Origin of the sequence: Afipia clevelandensis ATCC 49720, from assembly GCF_000336555.1 — a bacterium.
In the GTDB taxonomy this organism is placed as follows: domain Bacteria; phylum Pseudomonadota; class Alphaproteobacteria; order Rhizobiales; family Xanthobacteraceae; genus Afipia; species Afipia clevelandensis.
In genome coordinates this window covers 974,873-992,898 of record NZ_KB375281.1, presented here as the reverse complement: position 1 = coordinate 992,898, position 18,026 = coordinate 974,873, and the positions used below count along the sequence as shown (strand labels likewise).

Here is an 18,026-nt window from a genome sequence, read left to right as displayed (position 1 = left end):
TACTGCACCAGGCTGTTGTCGAGATTGAAGTCCCAGGTGATCGTGCCGGTGTTCGACGTGAATGAATCGTTCTGCAGCGTCAGGGCGTTCTGCAACGCCGTATGCAGCGCCCCGGGAATGGCGGCAGCAGATGTTGTCGTGTCGCCGACAAACGCGACGCTGGCGGTCTCGTGATCTGTCGCATCGGCGTCCGCAAACGTCACTGACCCCGTATCATGCAGCACGTTGCCGGGTTCCAGCGCCGTATCTTCCGTCACCGCGCCGCTGACATCGACCGCGGTGATGACCGGCGTATCGTTCGTGCCGGTCAGGACGACCGTCACCGTCTGCCCGATGGATGTATCGTTGCTGTCGCCGCTGCTGTCCCCGACCGTGATTGTGTAGGTCGCGGTGACCGTCTCGCCCGCGCCGAGGTACTGGACGAGACTGTTATTCAGCGCGAAATCCCAGCCGAATGTATGGACACCTGTGGCGAGTGCCGACGACGGAACGCTCAGGGCCGTTCCGAGCGCGGTGAGCAAAGCGGTATTCACCGATCCGCCGTTGCCTCCCACGGCATTGTTGAAGATCACATGCGCCGTATGTGTGTCCGTCAGGTCAGTGTCAGTGAAGGTGACAGATCCGCTGTCGGTCAGGAGATTGCCCGGCTGAACGCCGACGTCTTCCTGCAAGGTGGATGAATTGTCGATCACGGAGATGACTGGCTGGTCGTTCGCCGCGCCGACCTGGACAGTCACCTGCTGCGTTGACGACACGCCATTGTTGTCGGTGATCGTGACATCGTAGGTCAGCGTCAGCGTTTCGCCATCGGCGAGGAAGTCGAACAGGTGATCCGGCAGCTTGAATTCCCAGCCGACCGATCCGGCACCAGTGTCGGTGCTGTCGTTCACCGTGGTTTTCATCGCGGTGCCAAGAGCCGCCAGCGTGGCGGATGGAATTCCGCTGTAGGCGCCGCCGGACCAGACGACCGACGACGTCCCCGGATGAAGCGCCGCGGTCGCGGTATGGGTGTCCGACAGATCGACATCCGTGAATGACAGCGATCCGTTCACAACATCCTCGACCGAAGAGTTCGTTGTGTTGACGACTTCATCGGCCTGATGGACTGATGTATCCGCCGCCAGCATAGGCGCGTCGTTGGTGCCGGTGATCGTGATGGTGACCGTCTGCGTGACCGGAATGCCGTTATTGTCAGTGATCGTGATCGTATAGGTCTGCGTGATCGTCTGACCTTCGGCCAGCGATTGCAGTGTCGGATCATTGTCATTCAGCGTGAAGTGCCAACCGACGGTCCCGTGATTATTCGTATCGGTCAGGTTTTCAGCGACCGGATCAATCGTGAAATGTCCGATCTCGGTGCCGGCGACGAAGTGCGGCAAACTTGATGCTGTTGAGGTCAGATCGACCGTCGCGGCGTGCGCATCGGTGAGGTCGAAGTCCTGAAAGGTAATCTTGCCGTTCGTCCCGATGTGTCCCGAGGTGATCGCGACGTCTTCCTTCACGTCGCCGGTAACTGTCGTTGCGGCCCCGACCACGATCGTCGGAGCATCGTTCTCGCCTGTGATCGTGACAGGAATTTCGACAAGACCTGTATCCGGTCCCGATGTGGCGGTGACCTGAATCTTGAAGGTGACGGTCTGCCCGTCATCGAGGAAATTGAACTGCTGGCGATCAAACGAAACGAGGCCCGTGGTCTGATTGATGCTCAGGAGCGACTTCAGGAAGGCTTCGCTCATTTGCGGGATCGTGCTGACCGCGCTCTTGATGATGGCGCTGCCGGCGACAAAAGGAACGCCGATGTCGTAGAACGGCGCGTTGCCGATATCCGGATCGTCGATCTTGACCACATCCGCGAACTTGAAGCTCTCGGTGGTCGGCACGAAAGCCTGGTTTCCAAAAACCGAATCCGCCGAAAACGAGGCCTTTGCGTTATAGAAAATCTTGTTCTGATACGTCGTGATGCCGGTGATCGGGTCGGTCACGGCAAAGCGCAGTTCGATTTGCGTCAGGAACGTCTGCTGCGCGTTTGAATTCGTCGTGAAGATGATCTCGGCGAGATTGTTGCCGCTGGTGTTGTGGCCGAACTTCGGCGACTTTGGATTGGAGTCGTCCGGATTGTAGTTCGGGAAATAGAGCTGGAAGACCTGCTGGATGATGGCCTTCTCGTTCTGCTGGTCCTGCAGCGTCTTCAGTTGTTCGATCGCCGACGGCGGCTGGCCGAGGCCGAGACTCGTGACGAAGGTCACCTGCCCGGCCTGCGACACGGTGCCGATCAACTGGCCGGTCGCCTTGTCGTACAGATTGTAGGATCCGGTATGTCCGTCCGGCTCGACCAGAACCGAGAACTTGGTCGGACCGTCGTTCGCTCCGATTTCAACCAGAACGGCCGTGCCGCGAATACCCATCGTGGCAACCGGCGTTTCGACGCGCATGTTGCCGTTCTTCGCCGTCTGCCCGGCGACAAAGGTGATGGTGCCTTGAACCAGACTGATGAGCGACGAATTCGACGATCCGTTCGGATCGTAGATCATCTCGTTCATCACCATGCGGGCATTCGATGTCATGCCGAATGCGCTGCCATCGACAAAGGTCATGCCGATCGACGAGTCCGATCCGGTCTGGATCACATCGCCCTTCTGGATGGCGTCGCCGATATGCAGTTCGATGGACACGCCGTTGCGGATCGCGCTCGCGCTGCCGGACAGTTTCAGCACATTGCCGATTACCTGCCCCGCTGCCGGCGCGGCCGCATTGGCCTGCGCGTAGTGGACGTGGCCGGTCAGTGCATCGACGACATGGCCGGCAAGTGTCGCGCCGTCCTTCGAGGTCAGCGCGGGCCGCGTTTCGCCCTTGAAGTAATTCCCGACCACCAGTTTCTGGCCATCACCGGAAATGATCAGATCGCTGCCGATCCGCGTGTAGTCCCCGGAAAACAGCAGATGCGCATCAGGAATGACGACGTGGCTGTCTGATGGATTGTGCTGGATAAAGCCGGGCTTGTTGAAGGTAAAACCATCTCCCCCCAGCGAAACCGGGGAAACGTGCGATGGCTCCGAAACAAATGGTCCGGCGAAATTCAAACCCTGCCCGCCCGTATCAAAAAGTTATTGTTAAGAAATTGAGAATGCCGAATTCATAGCATCAAACCATCCGGCCCCATAGTGGAATGAACTAAAGCCGGCAGTTCTACATGCCGCTGTTAAGTAATATGACAGCGCGCCCACGCGGACGATTAAGCCAAACCTCGTAAGCCAATGAAATAAGTTCGATATCTTGCGCAAGTTCAATCGATCAAACCTACCGTTGGACCCGGCACATCAACCTGAAATGAGTTGTTTTCAGTGTGACTAAAAATCAAGAAGTCTTTCCAATAGCCTTGAACGACACAAGATAATCTCAGAATATAGCCGAACTATACATCAAATACTGTCGATAGCAGGTCCTTCGCGCTTGCGAACACCGGCGTTAGCCTTATCTACAATTTTAGACGATCCGGTCAGGGTCAATTCCGCATATTTGAAACGAAATTGCCGCGATGCGGTCCGGTTTAAGCCTCCGAAAGGGCTACCCGGCCTACTCCTTGTGACGAAATGATCCGGCCACGAGCGCGCATATCTGGCGAGCCGATGTCCGGACAAGGGGCGTCACATGTCGGCTTTCAAAACAGTGCGCGCAGGCGCTCTCGCAACTGCATTGGTCGCGATTCTGCTCAACGCGGACGCGCACGCGGCGGCCTACGTGCAGCCCGACAATCCCGCGGCAACCGGGTTCGCGACACATGTGAGTGACGAGCCTTTCGGCCTGTCTACCTCCACCCTGACCGATGGGCCGCTCCGCGCGAAATGGCTGGCAGTCGCGAAAACCATAGCCGCCGAGGCGGATGTGATTGCCGCCTGCGCCGCTGATCGCGAGCACTGCGCATTCCAGCCAGCCCTCCGGTTTCTCGATATCGTCAGCGCCGCAACGGCCCGCGAAGGGCTTGCACGCCTCGGCGAAGTCAACCGCGCGATCAACCTTGCCGTTCGTCCGGTGAGCGACCGTGCGCAGTATGGCCAGGAAGACTATTGGTCGTCGCCGCTTGTCACGCTGGCATCAGGCGCAGGCGATTGCGAAGACTACGCCATTGCCAAGCTCGTGGCCCTGCGCGCGGCCGGCGTTCCGGAAAAAGACCTCCGCCTCGTCATCATTCGGGAGACGGCGACCGGTGATGACCACGCCGTGGTCGCAGCGCGGTCGGGCGGCCGCTGGCGTGTCCTGGACAACCGCACATTCCTCATGGTCGAGGACAATGGCTTTGACAAATACCGGCCCTTGTTCGCAATCGACGCCGAAGGCGCGAAGCGTTTCGAGCAGCCCGTGTTCGCGAACGCCGCCGAGCCTCGCCCCGCCGAAACCGCAAGGCAGAATCCGGTCGCCGATGCCTCGATCCCGGTCATCGGCTCCAACACCGCCATGCTCGCGGCCGAAGATTCCTGGATGATGCTTGCGATGTAGATCGCGCAATTCAGGTCAGTCCGGCTGACCTGAATTCACGTTGCGCGTTCACGTCTTGGCGATGCTCTGGATCGTGGCGACAAACACCAGCAGTGCGACGACGCCGAGGATCCATCCGGGATTGTCACACAGGACAGCGCCGCGCACACAGACCTCGTCGGCCAGCGGCCAGCCACGGTTCCGCAGGGCGCCTGCCAGCAGGAAAACACCGCCGGCGCCGATAATCGCGAGAATGAGTTGACGCATGGATGCACTCCTTTCCGCCGCTCATGTTCGGCCTGAGGAAGTGAATCAATGCTTGTCCCGACTGATGAAACACCGGGCTACCATCAAAAAAATCAGACCGGAGCCGCGGCCCTGTCAAAGGCCGTCGTGATGGCAGTGAACCGGTTCTCGACCTCGGTCCGCATCTCCGGGTGCGTGAAAACGTAGAGTTCGTTCGCCCGGATGGCTGCAAGCACGCGGGCGGCCACGTCCGCCGGGTCGATTCCGTTGCGGATCATCTCGTCGACCATGGCAACCAGCATCGCGGTCGCGCTTCCCGGCTCGGGCACTTGCGCCGCGCCATACTGGTCCGGACGATTGCGGCCGCTCTCGCCGATGCGGGTGCGGACAAATCCCGGACAAAGCACGCTCACTCCAATTCCGAATGGCGCCAGTTGCGGTGCGAGTCCTTCCGACATGCCGACCACGGCAAACTTGCTGGCGGTATATGGACTGAAGCCAAGTCCGCTCTGCATGCCGGCCATGGAGGCCGTGTTCACGATGTGACCGCCCTCGCCGTGGGCGCGCATATGCGGCAGAAAGGCGCGGATGCCATGAACGACACCCAACAGGTTGACGTCGATCACCCATCGCCAGCTATCGAGCGCGATCTCGTCGATTCCGCCGCCTGCGGCGACACCCGCATTGTTGCAAACGATGTGAACGTTGCCGAAGGCATCGAACGTTGCCTTCGCCGCGCGCTCGACACTTGCGGCATCCGCGACATCGCAATCAATCCCGCGCACGCCCGGCCCCACATTGTGCAGGCTGTTCACGGCAGCCGCCAGAGCATCCGATTCAACGTCAGCAAGCATGACCTTCATGCCGGCTTCCGCGAACGCTCGCCCGAGCGCGAAACCTATTCCGCTAGCTCCGCCTGTTACGAATGCTGTCTTGCCTGCAAGCTCGCGCATGCTGTCCCCTGAATGGCAGTGATGTCGCGCATCATGTCACGATCTGGTGAATGAAGGCCAGCATGATACGGGATTCAATTCCGCGTTCATCGCGTGCGGGCGTCTTAAAATGGACACGCCCGAGCGTCTTACTTCGGCTTTACGTCCCTGCGCCGATGATTGCGGAACCGGCGCATTTATCTCGAAAAGGATTTGCCGATGGCCACACGCATACAACGGCTGGCGGAATTCGACGGCAATGGAGAGCCGTCGCCTGACGAGACGGTTCAGGTTTTGTGCGAGGACAGAAGCGGGACATATGAATTGCCATTCGGATGCCGCCGTATCAACGGCGAATGGCGCAACAGCGAGTCCGGACATTTGGTCGAGGCGATGGTCGTGGGATGGCGCAGACCGCGGACCTAGCGGCGCATGATCCGGATCGGATCATGCGTCGGGAAACACGCAGTTACTTCTTCGCCTTCCACTCGGCGTAGAGCGCCTTGGTGTCGGCGTTCATCGGATACAGGCCCGGCAGCGCCGCGCCGTTGTTGACCTCGTTGACGATCCAGCCTTCCATCGCCTCCTGCTCCGGACCTTCAGTGAGGATCAGCTCGAGGAAGGCTTGCGGGATCAGAACCGCGCCGTCCTGATCGGCGACGATAATGTCATCAGGGAACACCGCGACACCGCCGCATCCGATCGGCTCGCCCCAGTTCACGAAGGTCAGACCCGCCACGGACGGCGGAGCCGCGGCGCCATCGCACCACACCGGCAGACCGGTGCCCAGTACGCCTTCGAGGTCGCGCACCACGCCATCGGTGACCAATGCGGTTACGCCGCGCTTGGCCATGCGCGCGCAGAGAATATCGCCGAAAATTCCCGCGTCGGTGATCCCCATGGCATCGACCACGGCGATGCAGCCCGGCGGCATGGCCTCGATGGCCGTGCGGGTCGAGATCGGCTTCGACCAGGATTCCGGTGTCGCCAGATCCTCGCGGGCCGGCACGAAGCGCAAGGTGAAGGCGGGACCGACCAGCCGCTCCTGACCCGGACGCAGCGGCCGCGATCCGCGCAGCCACACATTCCGAAGCCCCTTCTTGAGGAGGATGGTGGTGATGGTCGCGGTCGTGATCTTTTTCAGCGTTGCGATGGCTTCAGGCGTAAGCGGCATGGGAAACTCCGGGCGACGGTCGGATTCAGCAGATTGGGTGCAAAGCCTTGTTGCCAAACCGGGGCATCGCGTCAAGGCGGCAATCGCGCAGACGGTAACGCACGTTTATGCATTGCGATAACGCCAACTTATTTGCCATTTCGCCGAGAGTGTCGGACAAATGGCCCTCCGTCCCGAGATTTCCGGCGCGCCGATGACCGCTTCACCTCGCATCCTTCCGTCTGGAGACACAGCCCTGACGGTCGAGTTCGGCAGCAGCATTGATCCGGCGATCAACCGCCGCGTCCTGGCGCTCGATCGCAATGTCGCAAGCGACGGCGTCACCGGGGTCACGGAAACCGTTCCGACCTATCGCTCCCTCCTCGTCCATTACGATCCGCTGCGAATTGGCTATGCCGAATTGTCGGACAAGCTGCTGGCGCTGGCGCAGCGGCCTGTTCCTCCCGAAGCTGGCGTCCGGCGCTGGCGCGTGCCGGTGGTCTATGGCGGCGATTACGGGATCGACCTCGACGATGTCGCGCGCGCGCACAGCATCCCGACATCGGACGTGATCGCAAAACACACCGGCAGCGAATATCGCGTGGCCATGATCGGTTTCACGCCGGGCTTCGCTTATCTGAGCGGGCTCGATCCCTCGATCGCAACGCCGCGCCGGGAAAGCCCACGGACCTATACGCCGCCGGGCACCATTTCCATCGGCGGGGTGCAGGGTTGCGTGCAATGTCTTGCGGCGCCGAGCGGATGGCACCTGCTGGGACGGACACCGGTCCGGACATTCCACCCGCACCGCGATCCGGTATTCCTCATGGAGCCGGGCGACGCCGTCGTGTTCCACGCCATTGCCGCGAACGAATTCGATTCACTCGACCGCGCGGCGGAGCGCGGCGAAACTGTCGCCGAGCTGATCGCAACATGAGCCGGCTCGTCGTCGTCACAACAGGACCTGCGACGTCGGTTCAGGATGCCGGACGTTTTGGCGCGCAACGCTATGGCCTCACCACAAGCGGCGCGATGGATCGCGTTTCACTCGCGATGGCCAATTGTCTTGCCGGAAATGAACCGTTTGCAGCCGCCATCGAAATCGGACCGTTTAGCGCCTCGTTCACGGCGCGCCATGGCGCGGTGCGTGTCGCGCTCGCCGGCGCAGCGCGCGCTGCGGACATTGCAGGATCGCCGCTGCTGTCGAACGAAACAGGACTGATTGCGGAAGGCGAAACGCTCAAGCTCGGCCCTGCGCGCAACGGCATGTTCAGCTATCTCGCCATCGAAGGCGGCATCAGGGGCGAACGGGTGTTCGGGAGTCTGTCGGTGAACGCGCGCGCCGATCTCGGCAGCCCCTTCCCGCGTCCGCTGCAGGATGGCGATGTACTGGACGTCGGCACAGCCCAGGTCGCTCCCCATGAGCGCGCGCTGGATACGTTCGATGCGCCACCGGCCCCCATCCGCGTGGTCATGGGACCGCAGGACGACGAATTCGGCGTGGCCTGCGATGTGTTTCTCGGCAGCGAGTGGCGGGTCTCCGCCACCAGCGACCGCATGGGCTATCGGCTCGAAGGACCGAAGGTGGTTCATCCCGGCGGACACAACATCGTTTCCGACGGTGCGGTCCATGGCAGCATTCAGGTTCCAGGCAATGGCCAGCCGATCGTGCTGATGGCCGATCACGGGACGACGGGCGGCTATCCCAAGATCGCAACCGTGATCAGCGCCGATCTTGGCCGGTTCGCGCAAATGCAATCCGGCGCAGCCATCCGCTTCAAGGCCGTCAGCGTCGAGAGCGCGCAGAGCGAAGCGCGCGCCCTCGCCGAGTTCATCCGCGGCCTTCCGGGCCGGATTCATGCCGCAGGCGGATCGAGCCTCAATCTTGTGGAACTGCAGAGAGCCAATGTCGCCGGAGTCGCCGTCAATGCGGTCGATACGGCGACATGGCAAACCAAGACGCTCGGCGAGCCGTAATTACTCAGGGATTTATCATGACCATTGATCTCAACAGCGATCTCGGCGAGGGGTTCGGCGCGTGGGAGATGGGCAATGACGATGCGATGCTCGGCCTCGCCAGCAGCGTCAATGTCGCGTGCGGCTTCCATGCCGGCGATTCCGACATCATGCTCAAGACCGCGAAGCTGGCGAAGGAACGCGGCGTCAGCATCGGCGCGCATCCCGGCTATCGCGATCTTCATGGCTTCGGCCGGCGGCCTGTCCCGGGATTGAAATCATCCGAAGTCGAAACCATGGTCGCCTACCAGATCGGTGCGTTGCAGGCGGTCGCCGCGCTGGCGGGTTACAAGGTCACTCATGTCAAGGCGCATGGCGCGTTGTCGAACGTCGGATGCGTGGACGACATGACCGCGCGCGCCATTGCCGCGGCGATCAAGGCCGTCGATCCGAATCTGTATTTCGTTGTCTTGCCGAACACCGCGCTGGTGCGCGCGGGCGACGCCGCCGGACTGAAACTGATTTATGAGGTGTTCGCCGACCGCGCTTATGAAGACGACGCGCAACTGATGGCGCGCAGCAAGCCGGGTTCAGTTCTGCATGATGCCGATCAGATCGCGCAGCGCGTGGTACGGATGGTTCAGGACAATGCCATCACGGCCGCCTCCGGCAAGGTGATCCCGGTCAAGGTCGATACCGTCTGCATCCACGGCGACACGCCGGGCGCGGTCGAGATCGCGCGCAAGGTCCGTTCGGAACTCGAGCGCAACGGCATCGCCGTCGCTCCGTTCAGCTTGCGGCGCTAGCTTCCATCGGCTGTGGCACCTCGGTCTGCGCGATCAGCCGCTTCAGTTCCGGAATGCAGGAGCCGCAATTGGTGCCTGCCTTGAGCTTCGCGCCAACGTCCGCAGCCGTCCGCGCACCTTCCGAAATCGCGCCGCAAATGGTGTCGCGCCCGACGCCGAAACAGGCGCAGACCACAGGACCATCGCTGGCAACGCCATCAGCCGACTTGCCCGACAGCAGAAGCCTGCGCTGATCGTCGCTGATCGTCTCCACCGCGAAGACAGCCTTGACCGCATCCCAGTTGGGTGGATTGTCTACGGGGCCGATGAACAGGACGGCTTCCAGCCGGTCGCCGTCGAATTGTGCGGCGCGATAGACGCCGTGGGCCTTGTCTTCGTATTCGGCGACGTGACCCGCCTCGCCTTGCGGCGAAAGCTGTGTCTTCCAGGTGGCAACATCGAGATTGGCGGCGAGCAGATAGCCATAACCGCCGTTCACGGCAACACGCGACCACCACACGCCCTTGGGAAATGGTATCGGCTTGCGCGACAGCACGAAGCCGCGCTGCGCGAATGTCACCGCCTCGATCGCAACCGGCGTCGCCTTGTTTTCCGGCTGACCCGAGAACGGATCTGTGAACGGCGCAACCAGTGCGCCGACCCGCGCTGAGGCTGCGTTCTCCCCGCTCCAGTGGATCGGCGCGAATAGCATGCCGCGCTGCTGCCGCTCGCTGACAACCACCTTGAGAATGCACTGGCCGAGATCGGTCGCGAGCCGCGCATAACCGCCGTCAACGATGTCCGCCTGCGCGGCATCCGCCGGATAAATCTCGACATAGGGCTCAGGCAGATGCTGACCGAGGCGCGGACTGAGGCCGGTGCGCGTCATGGTGTGCCACTGGTCGCGGATGCGCCCCGTATTCAGGCGCAGGGGCCGCGCTTCCGAGGTCGCGCCGCGCAACATCGGAACATCCGGCGCGATGAAGTGGCCCTTGCGGTCGGATGTATAATATCGCCCCTCCGCGAAGAAACGCGACTGAGGTCGAGCGGCGGCCTCAAGCATCGGCCACATGAACGGCGCCATTGCGTCGAAGTCACCATCGGCAACCGACGCCATCGCGCCGATGTCGAAATCGCGGCTGCCGTCATTCTCGAAGGTCGAGAGTTCGGCATGCTCTCGGAAAATATCGGCGGCGGAGTGGTACGCGAACGCCGCGCCATACCCGAGGCGTTTCGCCACCTCGCTCATGATCCACCAGTCCGCCTTCGCTTCGCCCGGAATTGCCAGAAATCCGCGCTGGCGCGAAATGCGCCGCTCGGAGTTGGTCACGGTGCCGGACTTCTCGCCCCAGGCATGAGCGGGCAACAAAACATGCGCGCCGGAATTGATGCTGTCGCTGGACTGAACATTCTCCGAAATCACCAGCAGGTCGAGCTTCTTCATCGCGGCGCGAACGGCGTCCGCGTTCGGCAGAGACACGGCAGGATTGGTGCCCATGACCCACAGTGCCTTGATCTCGCCACGCCCGATGGCCTGGAACATCTGCACGGCCTTCAGGCCTTCATGGGTGGCGATGCGCGGCGCTTTCCAGAACCGGCGGACGCGATCAATATCCGGCGGCGTGAAGCCCATATGGGCGGCGAGCTGATTGGCGAGGCCGCCGACCTCGCGTCCGCCCATCGCGTTCGGCTGGCCGGTCAGCGAGAATGGCGACGCGCCCGGCTTGCCGATGCGACCGGTGGCAAGGTGACAGTTGATGATTGCATTGACCTTGTCGGTGCCCTGTGCGGATTGATTGACGCCCTGCGAATAGAGCGTGACGACCCGCTGCGTCTTGGCGAACATCTGGAAGAACGCCGCGACATCCGCCTCGGAAAGCCCCGTCGCCAATGCGGTCGCTGTGACACTGCCTGCGATGCTGCGTGCCTTGGCCAGCGCTTCCTCGAAGCCTGATGTGTGTTCGTCGATATAGGCGCGATCCAGCGCGCCGTTGTCGGCCAGATATGACAGCAATCCGCTGAACAGCGCTGTGTCTGTCCCGGGCTTGAGACCCAGAAACAGATCGGCATCGCCCGATGTTTCCGTCTGGCGCGGGTCGATTACGACAATGCGCGCGCCGCGTGACTGCTTGTTGGCAATCATGCGCTGGAACAGGACCGGATGACACCAGGCCGCGTTCGATCCGACCAGGACCAGCAAATCCGCCTGATCGAGATCCTCATAGCAGCCCGGTACGGTGTCGGACCCGAACGCGCGGCGATGCCCCGCAACCGAGGACGACATGCAGAGCCGCGAATTGGTATCGACATTCGCCGTTCCGATGAATCCCTTCATCAGCTTGTTGGCGACGTAGTAGTCCTCCGTCAGCAACTGCCCGGACAGGTAGAACGCGACCGACCCCGGCCCATGCTTGGCAATAATGTGCTGCAGCCGGTGCGCGACATGATCGAGCGCATCGGTCCAGGCCACTGGCTCGAGATTGCCCTTCGAGCAGCGGATCATCGGGTGAAGCAGGCGTTCGGCCAGCCCAAGCGTTTCGCCCAGTGCAGACCCCTTTGAACAGAGACGGCCGAAATTCGCGGGATGTTCGGGATCGCCTGCGATGTTCGCGCCACCCTTGCCGTCCGGCGTCGCAATGACGCCGCAGCCGACCCCGCAATAGGGACAGGTGGTTTTGACCGGTGCGAGGGACGGATCGAGGTTCGTCATGCGGCACCCCGCATGACGCAATCAGAGATCAGAACGGATGAAAAGACAGCGTGCCGAACACGATGGCGGCGATCAGGGCAAAGGCGCCGTAGACGGCGAGTATGTGCATGCGATCTTCCGCCTGTGCGGATGTCGCCCGGACGCTGCGAATAACTTGGGTTTCTGACACAACATCGCGCATCGCCGATCTCCAACGGATCATGTGACGGGATATTGAATTGCTTTGTCAGGGACTTACAAGGCGAGCCCAAAAAAGACGATAAACTTGCACCGCCGCCCGCGACAAGAGAGGAAATTCCTCCCCAAGTAGCCCCTCGTGAACGAACCCTCTCCGGCAGCGCCGGTGATTTGCCCCGGTCTGCCATCAGTAGACGTCCTGCTGGTAGCGGCCCTTCTTCTTCAGGTCGGCCACGAACGCAATGGCTTCATCGGTCGACCGTGCGCCGAACTGGGCGGTGATATCGACCAGCGCACGCTCCACATCCTTGGCCATTCGCTTGGCGTCACCGCAGACATAGACATGAGCACCGTCCGCCAGCCAGGTCCACAATTCTCGGCCGACCTCGCGCATGCGATCCTGCACGTAGAACTTTTCGGCACCGTCGCGCGACCAGGCCAGCGACAGCCGCGTCAGCAGACCGGACGCCTTCATCGCGTTCAACTCGTCCGAATAGAAGAAATCGTATTCGCTGCGCTGATGGCCGAAAAACAGCCAGTTGCGGCCCGGCGCCTTGGTCGCTTGCCGGTCATGCAGGAAGGCGCGGAACGGCGCGATGCCGGTGCCGGGGCCGATCATGATGATCGGCGTATTCGGATCCTGCGGCAAACCGAAACCGTGCGCCTTCTGGACATAGACGCCGAGCGTGTCGCCGGGATTGATGCGTTCTGCCAGAAACGTGGAGGCCAACCCGAGGCGCTTGCGTTTGCCGATCACATAGCGCACCGCATCGACCGTCAGCGACAGCTTGCCGGGCGTGGCGTTGTGCGATGACGAGATCGAATAGAGGCGCGGCTGCAGCGGCTCGAGCGCTTCGACAAAGGCTTCCGGATGCGGGCGAACGCCGGAAAACTTCTGCAGCGCTGCCAGCACATCGAGATTGGCCGCATCGCCGTCCGGATCGTCGCCCGATGCCAGCGCCCGCGCCTTCTCCCGCTGCGCGCCGCCGGTTACGAACGAGATCAGCTCGAACAGCGTGTCCGGCGCCGGAGACAGCGACACGTCCCTGAGCAGCACTTCACGCAAAGGCTTGCCGTTGACTTCGGTCATGTGAGACGCGCCGAGCATGGCGATGATCTGGTCGACAAGACCAAGATCGTTGGCCGCGAACACGCCGAAGGAGTCGCCGACCACATAATCGAGGCCCGCCTGCGCGAGATCGAATTCAATGTGCCATGTCTCTTTCTCCGAACCCGGCTTGTTGACCTCACGGCGTGACAGGAAGGTCGCTTTCGCCGGATTGTCGCGCGAGCGGCCGGGCTCGCCCACAGGGGCCGCAGCGACGAGGGCGGGAGTTGCCGCAACAGCCGCGGATGGCGCCGACGTGGCAGCAGGCGCTTTCTCAAGTTCTTCATAAAGTGACTTGAGCATCCGCGCGGTTTCCTTGCCGCCCGGAACGCAAAGATTGAGCCGCGCCTCGCTCTTGTTGGCGATCACTTCCGAATAGTCATGGCAATTGTAGCCGCATTGGCCGCAGTCCTGCTGCGCCATGGCCGCCATCATCTTGCGGCGGATCGGGCGTCCTTCGGCGAGTTTCATGCGCTCGGCAAGCGGCATGGTCTGGTCATGCCACGGCGCCTCGCCGTCATCGCCGTCCCCTGCTGCGCCCTTCATCACGGCTTCGCCCTGCTCGGGCGACAGAGGGGTGACGGCGTTATCGAGCGAGACGAGGCCCGCAAAGAAGCCGTTCAGCCATGAGCGCTGTTCCTGCGAGAACGGGGCGGTCTCCGGGATGATCTGAAGCGGCGCTGGAGGTGTCATCTGGTTCATCACACCGCCTCCATCTCGGCCATGCGCCTGAGCGCTTCGATGTCGGTTCGTTTCGCGAAGGTCACGAACGTCTCATCGTCCGATGCGCGATTGGTCAGATAGGCCTTGAGCACGCGCTCGACGGTGCGCGGCGCATCTTCGGCTTTCACGTTCTGGAACAGCTCGCGCGCCATGGTCGCCTCGGTCCCAAAACCTCCGCCGACCAGCAGGTGAAAGCCATCCACTGTATCGCCATCGTCATTGATTGGAACGCGCGCGCCGATCATGCCGATGTCGCCGATATAGTGCTGAGCACAGGAATGATGACAGCCGGTCAAATGAATGTTGACCGGCGTCTTGAGCGGGACGCGCTCGTCGCACCAGGTTGCGATCTCGTCGGCACTTTCCTTGGTGTGCGCGGCGGCGAAGCGGCAGCCGGTCTTTCCGGTGCAGGCGATCAGGCCGGCGCGGAGCGCCGACGTTGCCGTTGAAAGTCCCAACGCCTCGATCGCTGCCGTGACGGTCGCGACATCGGCGTCGGCAACGCCCGAAATCAGCAGGTTTTGCCAGACCGTGAGGCGAATGTCGCCGTCGCCGAAATCGGCGGCAAGTTTCGCAAGGCTCCGGATCTGCTCCGGCGACAGATGTCCGAGCTTCAGCGCGACGCCGATCCAGTTCAATCCCGCCTGCTTCTGCGGATGAACCCCGATATGTGCAAAGCGGTCATAGGTCGGGCGCGGTGCGATGGCTTCTGCCGGAACGCGGAGGAGCTTGCGGCCCAGTTTCTCCTCAACAGCGGCAAGGAACTTGTCGAAGCCCCAACTATCGAGCACATATTTCAGCCGCGCCTTGTTGCGGTTGGTGCGGTCGCCGTTCTCGATGAACACCCGCACAATCCTGTCGGCCACCTCGGTCGCTTCATTCGGCTTGAGGATCACGCCGGTGTCGCGGGCGAAGTCCTTGTGGCCGGTGATGCCGCCGAGCGCCAGCCGGAAATAAATGCCCGGCTCGACGCCATGTCCCTCAAGGACCTCTATCGCCTGAAACGCGATGTCGTTGGTTTCCTCCAGCGTCGCGATGCGCCCTGCTCCGTCGAACGCCACATTGAACTTGCGCGGCAGACCGTAGAGCGAGCGATCATTGAGAATGTGATAGTGCCACTCGCGGGCATAGCGCCGCGTATCGAGAATCTCCTGCGGGTCGATGCCGGCGGTGGATGTGCCGGTGACGTTGCGGATGTTGTCCGCGCCGGAGCCGCGCGAGCACAGGCCGAGATCCTGCAACCCCTCAATGACGTTGATGGCGTTCTTGGGCTCGATCTCGCGGATTTGCAGATTGGCGCGCGTGGTCACATGGGCATAGGGACCGCCGAAATTCTCCGCGAGGTCGGCAACGCCCGCGAACTGCCAGTGCTTGAGAATGCCGTTCGGAATTCTCATCCGGCACATGTAGGATGACTGTGTCGGGGCGACATAGAAAATGCCGTAGTAACGCCAGCGGAAGTTGTCCTGCGGCTTCGGCGGCTCGTTGTTCTCCGCCTGCTTCACAAGACGCGGATAGGCATCGAACGGATGCTCATCGCGCTTGAACTTCTCCTGGTCGTTGAGTTTCCCGCCCGCCGCGATGGTGCGGTCCTGCGCTTTCAGATGAATCGCATCGGGTCCGACCGGCTCGGACTTCGCAGGCGCGCTGCTCCGCGCCACACGCGAAGCCGATAACCCTGACACGAATCCTTCGAGATAACGCTTCTGCTCCGGAGAAAAGTCGCTGGACATCTTTCATGCGGCCTTCGGTTGCGCGAGAGCGCGGCCAAACATCATGTCGCCGCGGATCGCTTCGATGGACGCCGTTGTCCTGATCAGTTCAAGGTACCAGAGCGCATCCTGCGTATCGCCGACCAGGACCGCTCCCTTGAGGCGACCATCGGCCACCACAAGTTTCTTGTAAGTGCCACGCCGTTCATCATTGAACACAAGCGTGTCGGCGCCGGACTCGCCGAGGAAATCGCCAGCGGAGAACACGCTGACGCCGGAAACCTTCAGATTTGTGGAAATCACGCTGCCGCTGTAGAGCGCCTCGCGTCCCGCCAGATGATCCGCCAGCGCACGGGCCTGCTCATAGGCCGGCTCGACCAGCCCGTAGCAGGTGCCGCGATGCTCCGCGCATTCGCCGAGCGCGAACACGCCGTCATGACCCGCACGCAACTGATCGTCCACCACGATGCCGCGATTGACCGGCACGCCGGCCTCTTTCGCCAGCGCGACATTCGGGCGAATGCCGGCGGCAAACACCACGGCGTCGGCGGCGATCACGCGACCATCGGAGAGTTGGACAGACTGCACTGCGCCCTCGCCGGCGATCTGGCTGGTATTCGCGCCCAGCAGGACTTCGATGCCCTTTGCTTCCACCAGCCGCTTCAGCAATGCTGCCGCGGGCAAATCGAGCTGCCGCTCCATCAGGCGATCCATCAGGTGCAGCAGCGTCACCCTGGAGCCGGCCTTCGCCAGCCCGTAGGCTGCCTCCAGGCCGAGCAATCCGCCGCCGACCACCACGACACGCGCCTTCTCGCGCGCGAGCTTGAGCAGCATGTCCACATCGCGGCTGTCGCGGAACGTATGCACACCCGCCAGGTCCGCGCCCGGCACATTGAGCCGGATCGCCGACGAACCGGTCGCGATGACGACCTTCGAGAATGGCACAGCAACGCCGTTGGCAAGACGAACGGTGCGATCGTTCAGGTCGATGGAGCTGGCAGCGCAGCCATAGGTCAGCGTGACGCCCCGGTCCCGCCACCACGCGGAAGGTTTCAATTCGATTTCTTCCGACGTTGCTTCACCGGCGAGCACCGACGACAGCAGCACACGGTTATAGGCCAGCCTCGGCTCGTCACCGATGACGGCAATCGCGTAGCGGCCGAGCGCACGCTTCGCCATCTCATCGACGAAGCGCGCGGCGGCCATTCCGTTGCCGATAATGACGAGGGGTTCGCTCAACGCCCGCTCCTGTCAGGCCGCTTCGACGAACCGGTGCCGCTCGTAGAGGAATTCGAGCACGCGCTGGCGGCACTTGAGGTAGACCGGATTGGATGCCAGTTCGAGGCGCTTGCGCGGATGCGGCAGCGGCACATCGAGGACTTCGCCGATCCGCGCGCTCGGGCCGTTGGTCATCATCACGATGCGGTTCGAGAGCAGAACGGCCTCGTCGACGTCGTGCGTGATCATCATCACCGTGTTGTTGAGCTTCTGGTGCAGTGCCATCACCGAATCCTGCAGATGGGCGCGGGTCAGCGCGTCGAGCGCACCGAACGGCTCGTCGAGCAGCAGCACCTTCGGCTCCATCGCCAACGCCCGGGCGATGCCGACGCGCTGCTTCATGCCGCCCGAAATCTCGGAGGGACGCTTGTCCTTGGCATGGGTCATCTGCACAAGATTGAGGTTGTGCATCACCCATTCGTCGCGTTCGGCGCGGGTCTTGGTCTTGCTGAAGACCTTGTCGACGCCGAGACGGACATTGTCGTAGACGGTGAGCCACGGCAGCAGGCTGTGGTTCTGGAACACGACGGCGCGATCCGGACCGGGAGAGTTCACCTCCCGGTCCTCGAGCAACACGCCGCCGATGGTGGCGTTGGTCAGTCCGGCAATGATGTTGAGCAGCGTGGACTTGCCGCATCCGGAGTGACCGATGATCGAGACGTAATCGCCCTTCTCGACCGTCAGATTGATGTCCTTGAGCACCTCGCTCTGGGTCGAGCCGCGGGTGAAGACCTTGTCGAGGTGATCGATCTGAAGATAGGCCATGATGATAT

Annotated in this window: 15 protein-coding genes; 5 read left to right on the top strand and 10 right to left on the bottom strand. The window is 62.1% G+C overall.

Annotation, left to right across the window (positions count from 1 at the left end; all coding sequences use genetic code 11):
* Positions 1 to 3,080 (bottom strand): VCBS domain-containing protein (locus HMPREF9696_RS21015; RefSeq protein WP_002711780.1); only part of this gene is annotated, 3,080 nt, incomplete at its 3' end.
* Positions 3,081 to 3,648: 568 nt separating this feature from the next.
* On the opposite strand from HMPREF9696_RS21015, the gene HMPREF9696_RS04545 reads away from it, so the two are divergent.
* Positions 3,649 to 4,494: a transglutaminase-like cysteine peptidase gene (locus HMPREF9696_RS04545; protein WP_002711779.1), complete on the top strand. Its 846-nt coding sequence runs from the start codon at positions 3,649 to 3,651 to the stop codon at positions 4,492 to 4,494.
* Positions 4,495 to 4,542: 48 nt separating this feature from the next.
* Here the strand turns inward: HMPREF9696_RS04545 and HMPREF9696_RS04540 are convergent, their stop codons facing one another.
* Together HMPREF9696_RS04540 and HMPREF9696_RS04535 are read right to left on the bottom strand one after the other, a co-directional pair.
* Positions 4,543 to 4,740: a hypothetical protein gene (locus HMPREF9696_RS04540; protein WP_002711778.1), complete on the bottom strand. Its 198-nt coding sequence runs from the start codon at positions 4,738 to 4,740 to the stop codon at positions 4,543 to 4,545.
* Positions 4,741 to 4,832: 92 nt separating this feature from the next.
* On the bottom strand, positions 4,833 to 5,672 hold the full coding sequence (locus HMPREF9696_RS04535) for an SDR family NAD(P)-dependent oxidoreductase (protein ID WP_002711777.1): 840 nt from the start codon (positions 5,670 to 5,672) through the stop codon (positions 4,833 to 4,835).
* Between the two features lie 198 nt (positions 5,673 to 5,870).
* Between HMPREF9696_RS04535 and HMPREF9696_RS04530 the strand changes: the two genes are divergently transcribed.
* Positions 5,871 to 6,077 carry a hypothetical protein gene (locus HMPREF9696_RS04530; protein ID WP_002711776.1) on the top strand — a complete coding sequence of 69 codons (207 nt, stop codon included), beginning with the start codon at positions 5,871 to 5,873 and terminating at the stop codon, positions 6,075 to 6,077.
* A 43-nt stretch (positions 6,078 to 6,120) separates the two neighbouring features.
* Here the strand turns inward: HMPREF9696_RS04530 and HMPREF9696_RS04525 are convergent, their stop codons facing one another.
* On the bottom strand, positions 6,121 to 6,825 hold the full coding sequence (locus HMPREF9696_RS04525; RefSeq protein ID WP_002711775.1) for a ribonuclease activity regulator RraA: 705 nt from the start codon (positions 6,823 to 6,825) through the stop codon (positions 6,121 to 6,123).
* A gap of 160 nt (positions 6,826 to 6,985) precedes the next feature.
* Here HMPREF9696_RS04525 and pxpB point away from each other — a divergent pair, with 160 nt between their 5' ends.
* From pxpB to HMPREF9696_RS04510, 3 genes are read left to right on the top strand one after another with little or no spacing between them, the layout of a single operon-like run.
* Positions 6,986 to 7,741 carry a 5-oxoprolinase subunit PxpB gene (gene pxpB / locus HMPREF9696_RS04520; protein ID WP_002711774.1) on the top strand — a complete coding sequence of 252 codons (756 nt, stop codon included), beginning with the start codon at positions 6,986 to 6,988 and terminating at the stop codon, positions 7,739 to 7,741.
* A complete protein-coding gene (locus HMPREF9696_RS04515) occupies positions 7,738 to 8,781 on the top strand; it encodes a 5-oxoprolinase subunit C family protein (RefSeq protein ID WP_002711773.1) in 1,044 nt (347 codons plus the stop codon). Before pxpB ends, HMPREF9696_RS04515 begins: the two co-directional genes overlap by 4 nt.
* 17 nt (positions 8,782 to 8,798) lie before the next feature.
* Complete coding sequence (locus HMPREF9696_RS04510) at positions 8,799 to 9,566, top strand: LamB/YcsF family protein (RefSeq protein WP_002711772.1); 768 nt, start codon at positions 8,799 to 8,801, stop codon at positions 9,564 to 9,566.
* Here HMPREF9696_RS04510 and HMPREF9696_RS04505 read toward each other — a convergent pair.
* The 6 genes from HMPREF9696_RS04505 to HMPREF9696_RS04485 form a co-directional block, all read right to left on the bottom strand.
* Complete coding sequence (locus HMPREF9696_RS04505; protein WP_002711771.1) at positions 9,550 to 12,255, bottom strand: nitrate reductase; 2,706 nt, start codon at positions 12,253 to 12,255, stop codon at positions 9,550 to 9,552. The two genes, HMPREF9696_RS04510 and HMPREF9696_RS04505, sit on opposite strands and share 17 nt — an antisense overlap.
* A 28-nt stretch (positions 12,256 to 12,283) precedes the next feature.
* A complete protein-coding gene (locus HMPREF9696_RS21765; RefSeq protein WP_002711770.1) occupies positions 12,284 to 12,436 on the bottom strand; it encodes a hypothetical protein in 153 nt (50 codons plus the stop codon).
* Positions 12,437 to 12,619: 183 nt separating this feature from the next.
* Positions 12,620 to 14,242 carry a sulfite reductase subunit alpha gene (locus HMPREF9696_RS04500; protein ID WP_002711769.1) on the bottom strand — a complete coding sequence of 541 codons (1,623 nt, stop codon included), beginning with the start codon at positions 14,240 to 14,242 and terminating at the stop codon, positions 12,620 to 12,622.
* Entirely contained in the window at positions 14,242 to 15,996 is a 1,755-nt protein-coding gene (locus HMPREF9696_RS04495) for a NirA family protein (RefSeq protein ID WP_002711768.1), read from the bottom strand. The genes HMPREF9696_RS04500 and HMPREF9696_RS04495 overlap by 1 nt, the downstream gene beginning before the upstream one ends.
* 3 nt (positions 15,997 to 15,999) lie before the next feature.
* Positions 16,000 to 17,214, bottom strand: a complete 1,215-nt coding sequence (locus tag HMPREF9696_RS04490; RefSeq protein WP_002711767.1) for an NAD(P)/FAD-dependent oxidoreductase — start codon at positions 17,212 to 17,214, stop codon at positions 16,000 to 16,002.
* Between the two features lie 12 nt (positions 17,215 to 17,226).
* Positions 17,227 to 18,021, bottom strand: a complete 795-nt coding sequence (locus HMPREF9696_RS04485) for an ABC transporter ATP-binding protein (protein WP_085946828.1) — start codon at positions 18,019 to 18,021, stop codon at positions 17,227 to 17,229.
* Positions 18,022 to 18,026: the final 5 nt, after the last annotated feature.

What these genes read in the sequence shown, in the direction of transcription:
- HMPREF9696_RS04515 (WP_002711773.1), top strand. Translation starts at nt 7,738, where the DNA reads ATGAGCCGGCTCGTCGTCGTCACAACAGGACCTGCGACGTCGGTTCAG.
- HMPREF9696_RS04530 (WP_002711776.1), top strand. Translation starts at nt 5,871, where the DNA reads ATGGCCACACGCATACAACGGCTGGCGGAATTCGACGGCAATGGAGAG.
- HMPREF9696_RS04545 (WP_002711779.1), top strand. Translation starts at nt 3,649, where the DNA reads ATGTCGGCTTTCAAAACAGTGCGCGCAGGCGCTCTCGCAACTGCATTG.
- HMPREF9696_RS04535 (WP_002711777.1), bottom strand. Translation starts at nt 5,672, where the DNA reads ATGCGCGAGCTTGCAGGCAAGACAGCATTCGTAACAGGCGGAGCTAGC.
- HMPREF9696_RS04500 (WP_002711769.1), bottom strand. Translation starts at nt 14,242, where the DNA reads ATGAACCAGATGACACCTCCAGCGCCGCTTCAGATCATCCCGGAGACC.
- HMPREF9696_RS04505 (WP_002711771.1), bottom strand. Translation starts at nt 12,255, where the DNA reads ATGACGAACCTCGATCCGTCCCTCGCACCGGTCAAAACCACCTGTCCC.
- HMPREF9696_RS04495 (WP_002711768.1), bottom strand. Translation starts at nt 15,996, where the DNA reads ATGTCCAGCGACTTTTCTCCGGAGCAGAAGCGTTATCTCGAAGGATTC.
- HMPREF9696_RS21765 (WP_002711770.1), bottom strand. Translation starts at nt 12,436, where the DNA reads ATGCGCGATGTTGTGTCAGAAACCCAAGTTATTCGCAGCGTCCGGGCG.
- HMPREF9696_RS04525 (WP_002711775.1), bottom strand. Translation starts at nt 6,825, where the DNA reads ATGCCGCTTACGCCTGAAGCCATCGCAACGCTGAAAAAGATCACGACC.
- pxpB (WP_002711774.1), top strand. Translation starts at nt 6,986, where the DNA reads ATGGCCCTCCGTCCCGAGATTTCCGGCGCGCCGATGACCGCTTCACCT.
- HMPREF9696_RS04510 (WP_002711772.1), top strand. Translation starts at nt 8,799, where the DNA reads ATGACCATTGATCTCAACAGCGATCTCGGCGAGGGGTTCGGCGCGTGG.
- HMPREF9696_RS04540 (WP_002711778.1), bottom strand. Translation starts at nt 4,740, where the DNA reads ATGCGTCAACTCATTCTCGCGATTATCGGCGCCGGCGGTGTTTTCCTG.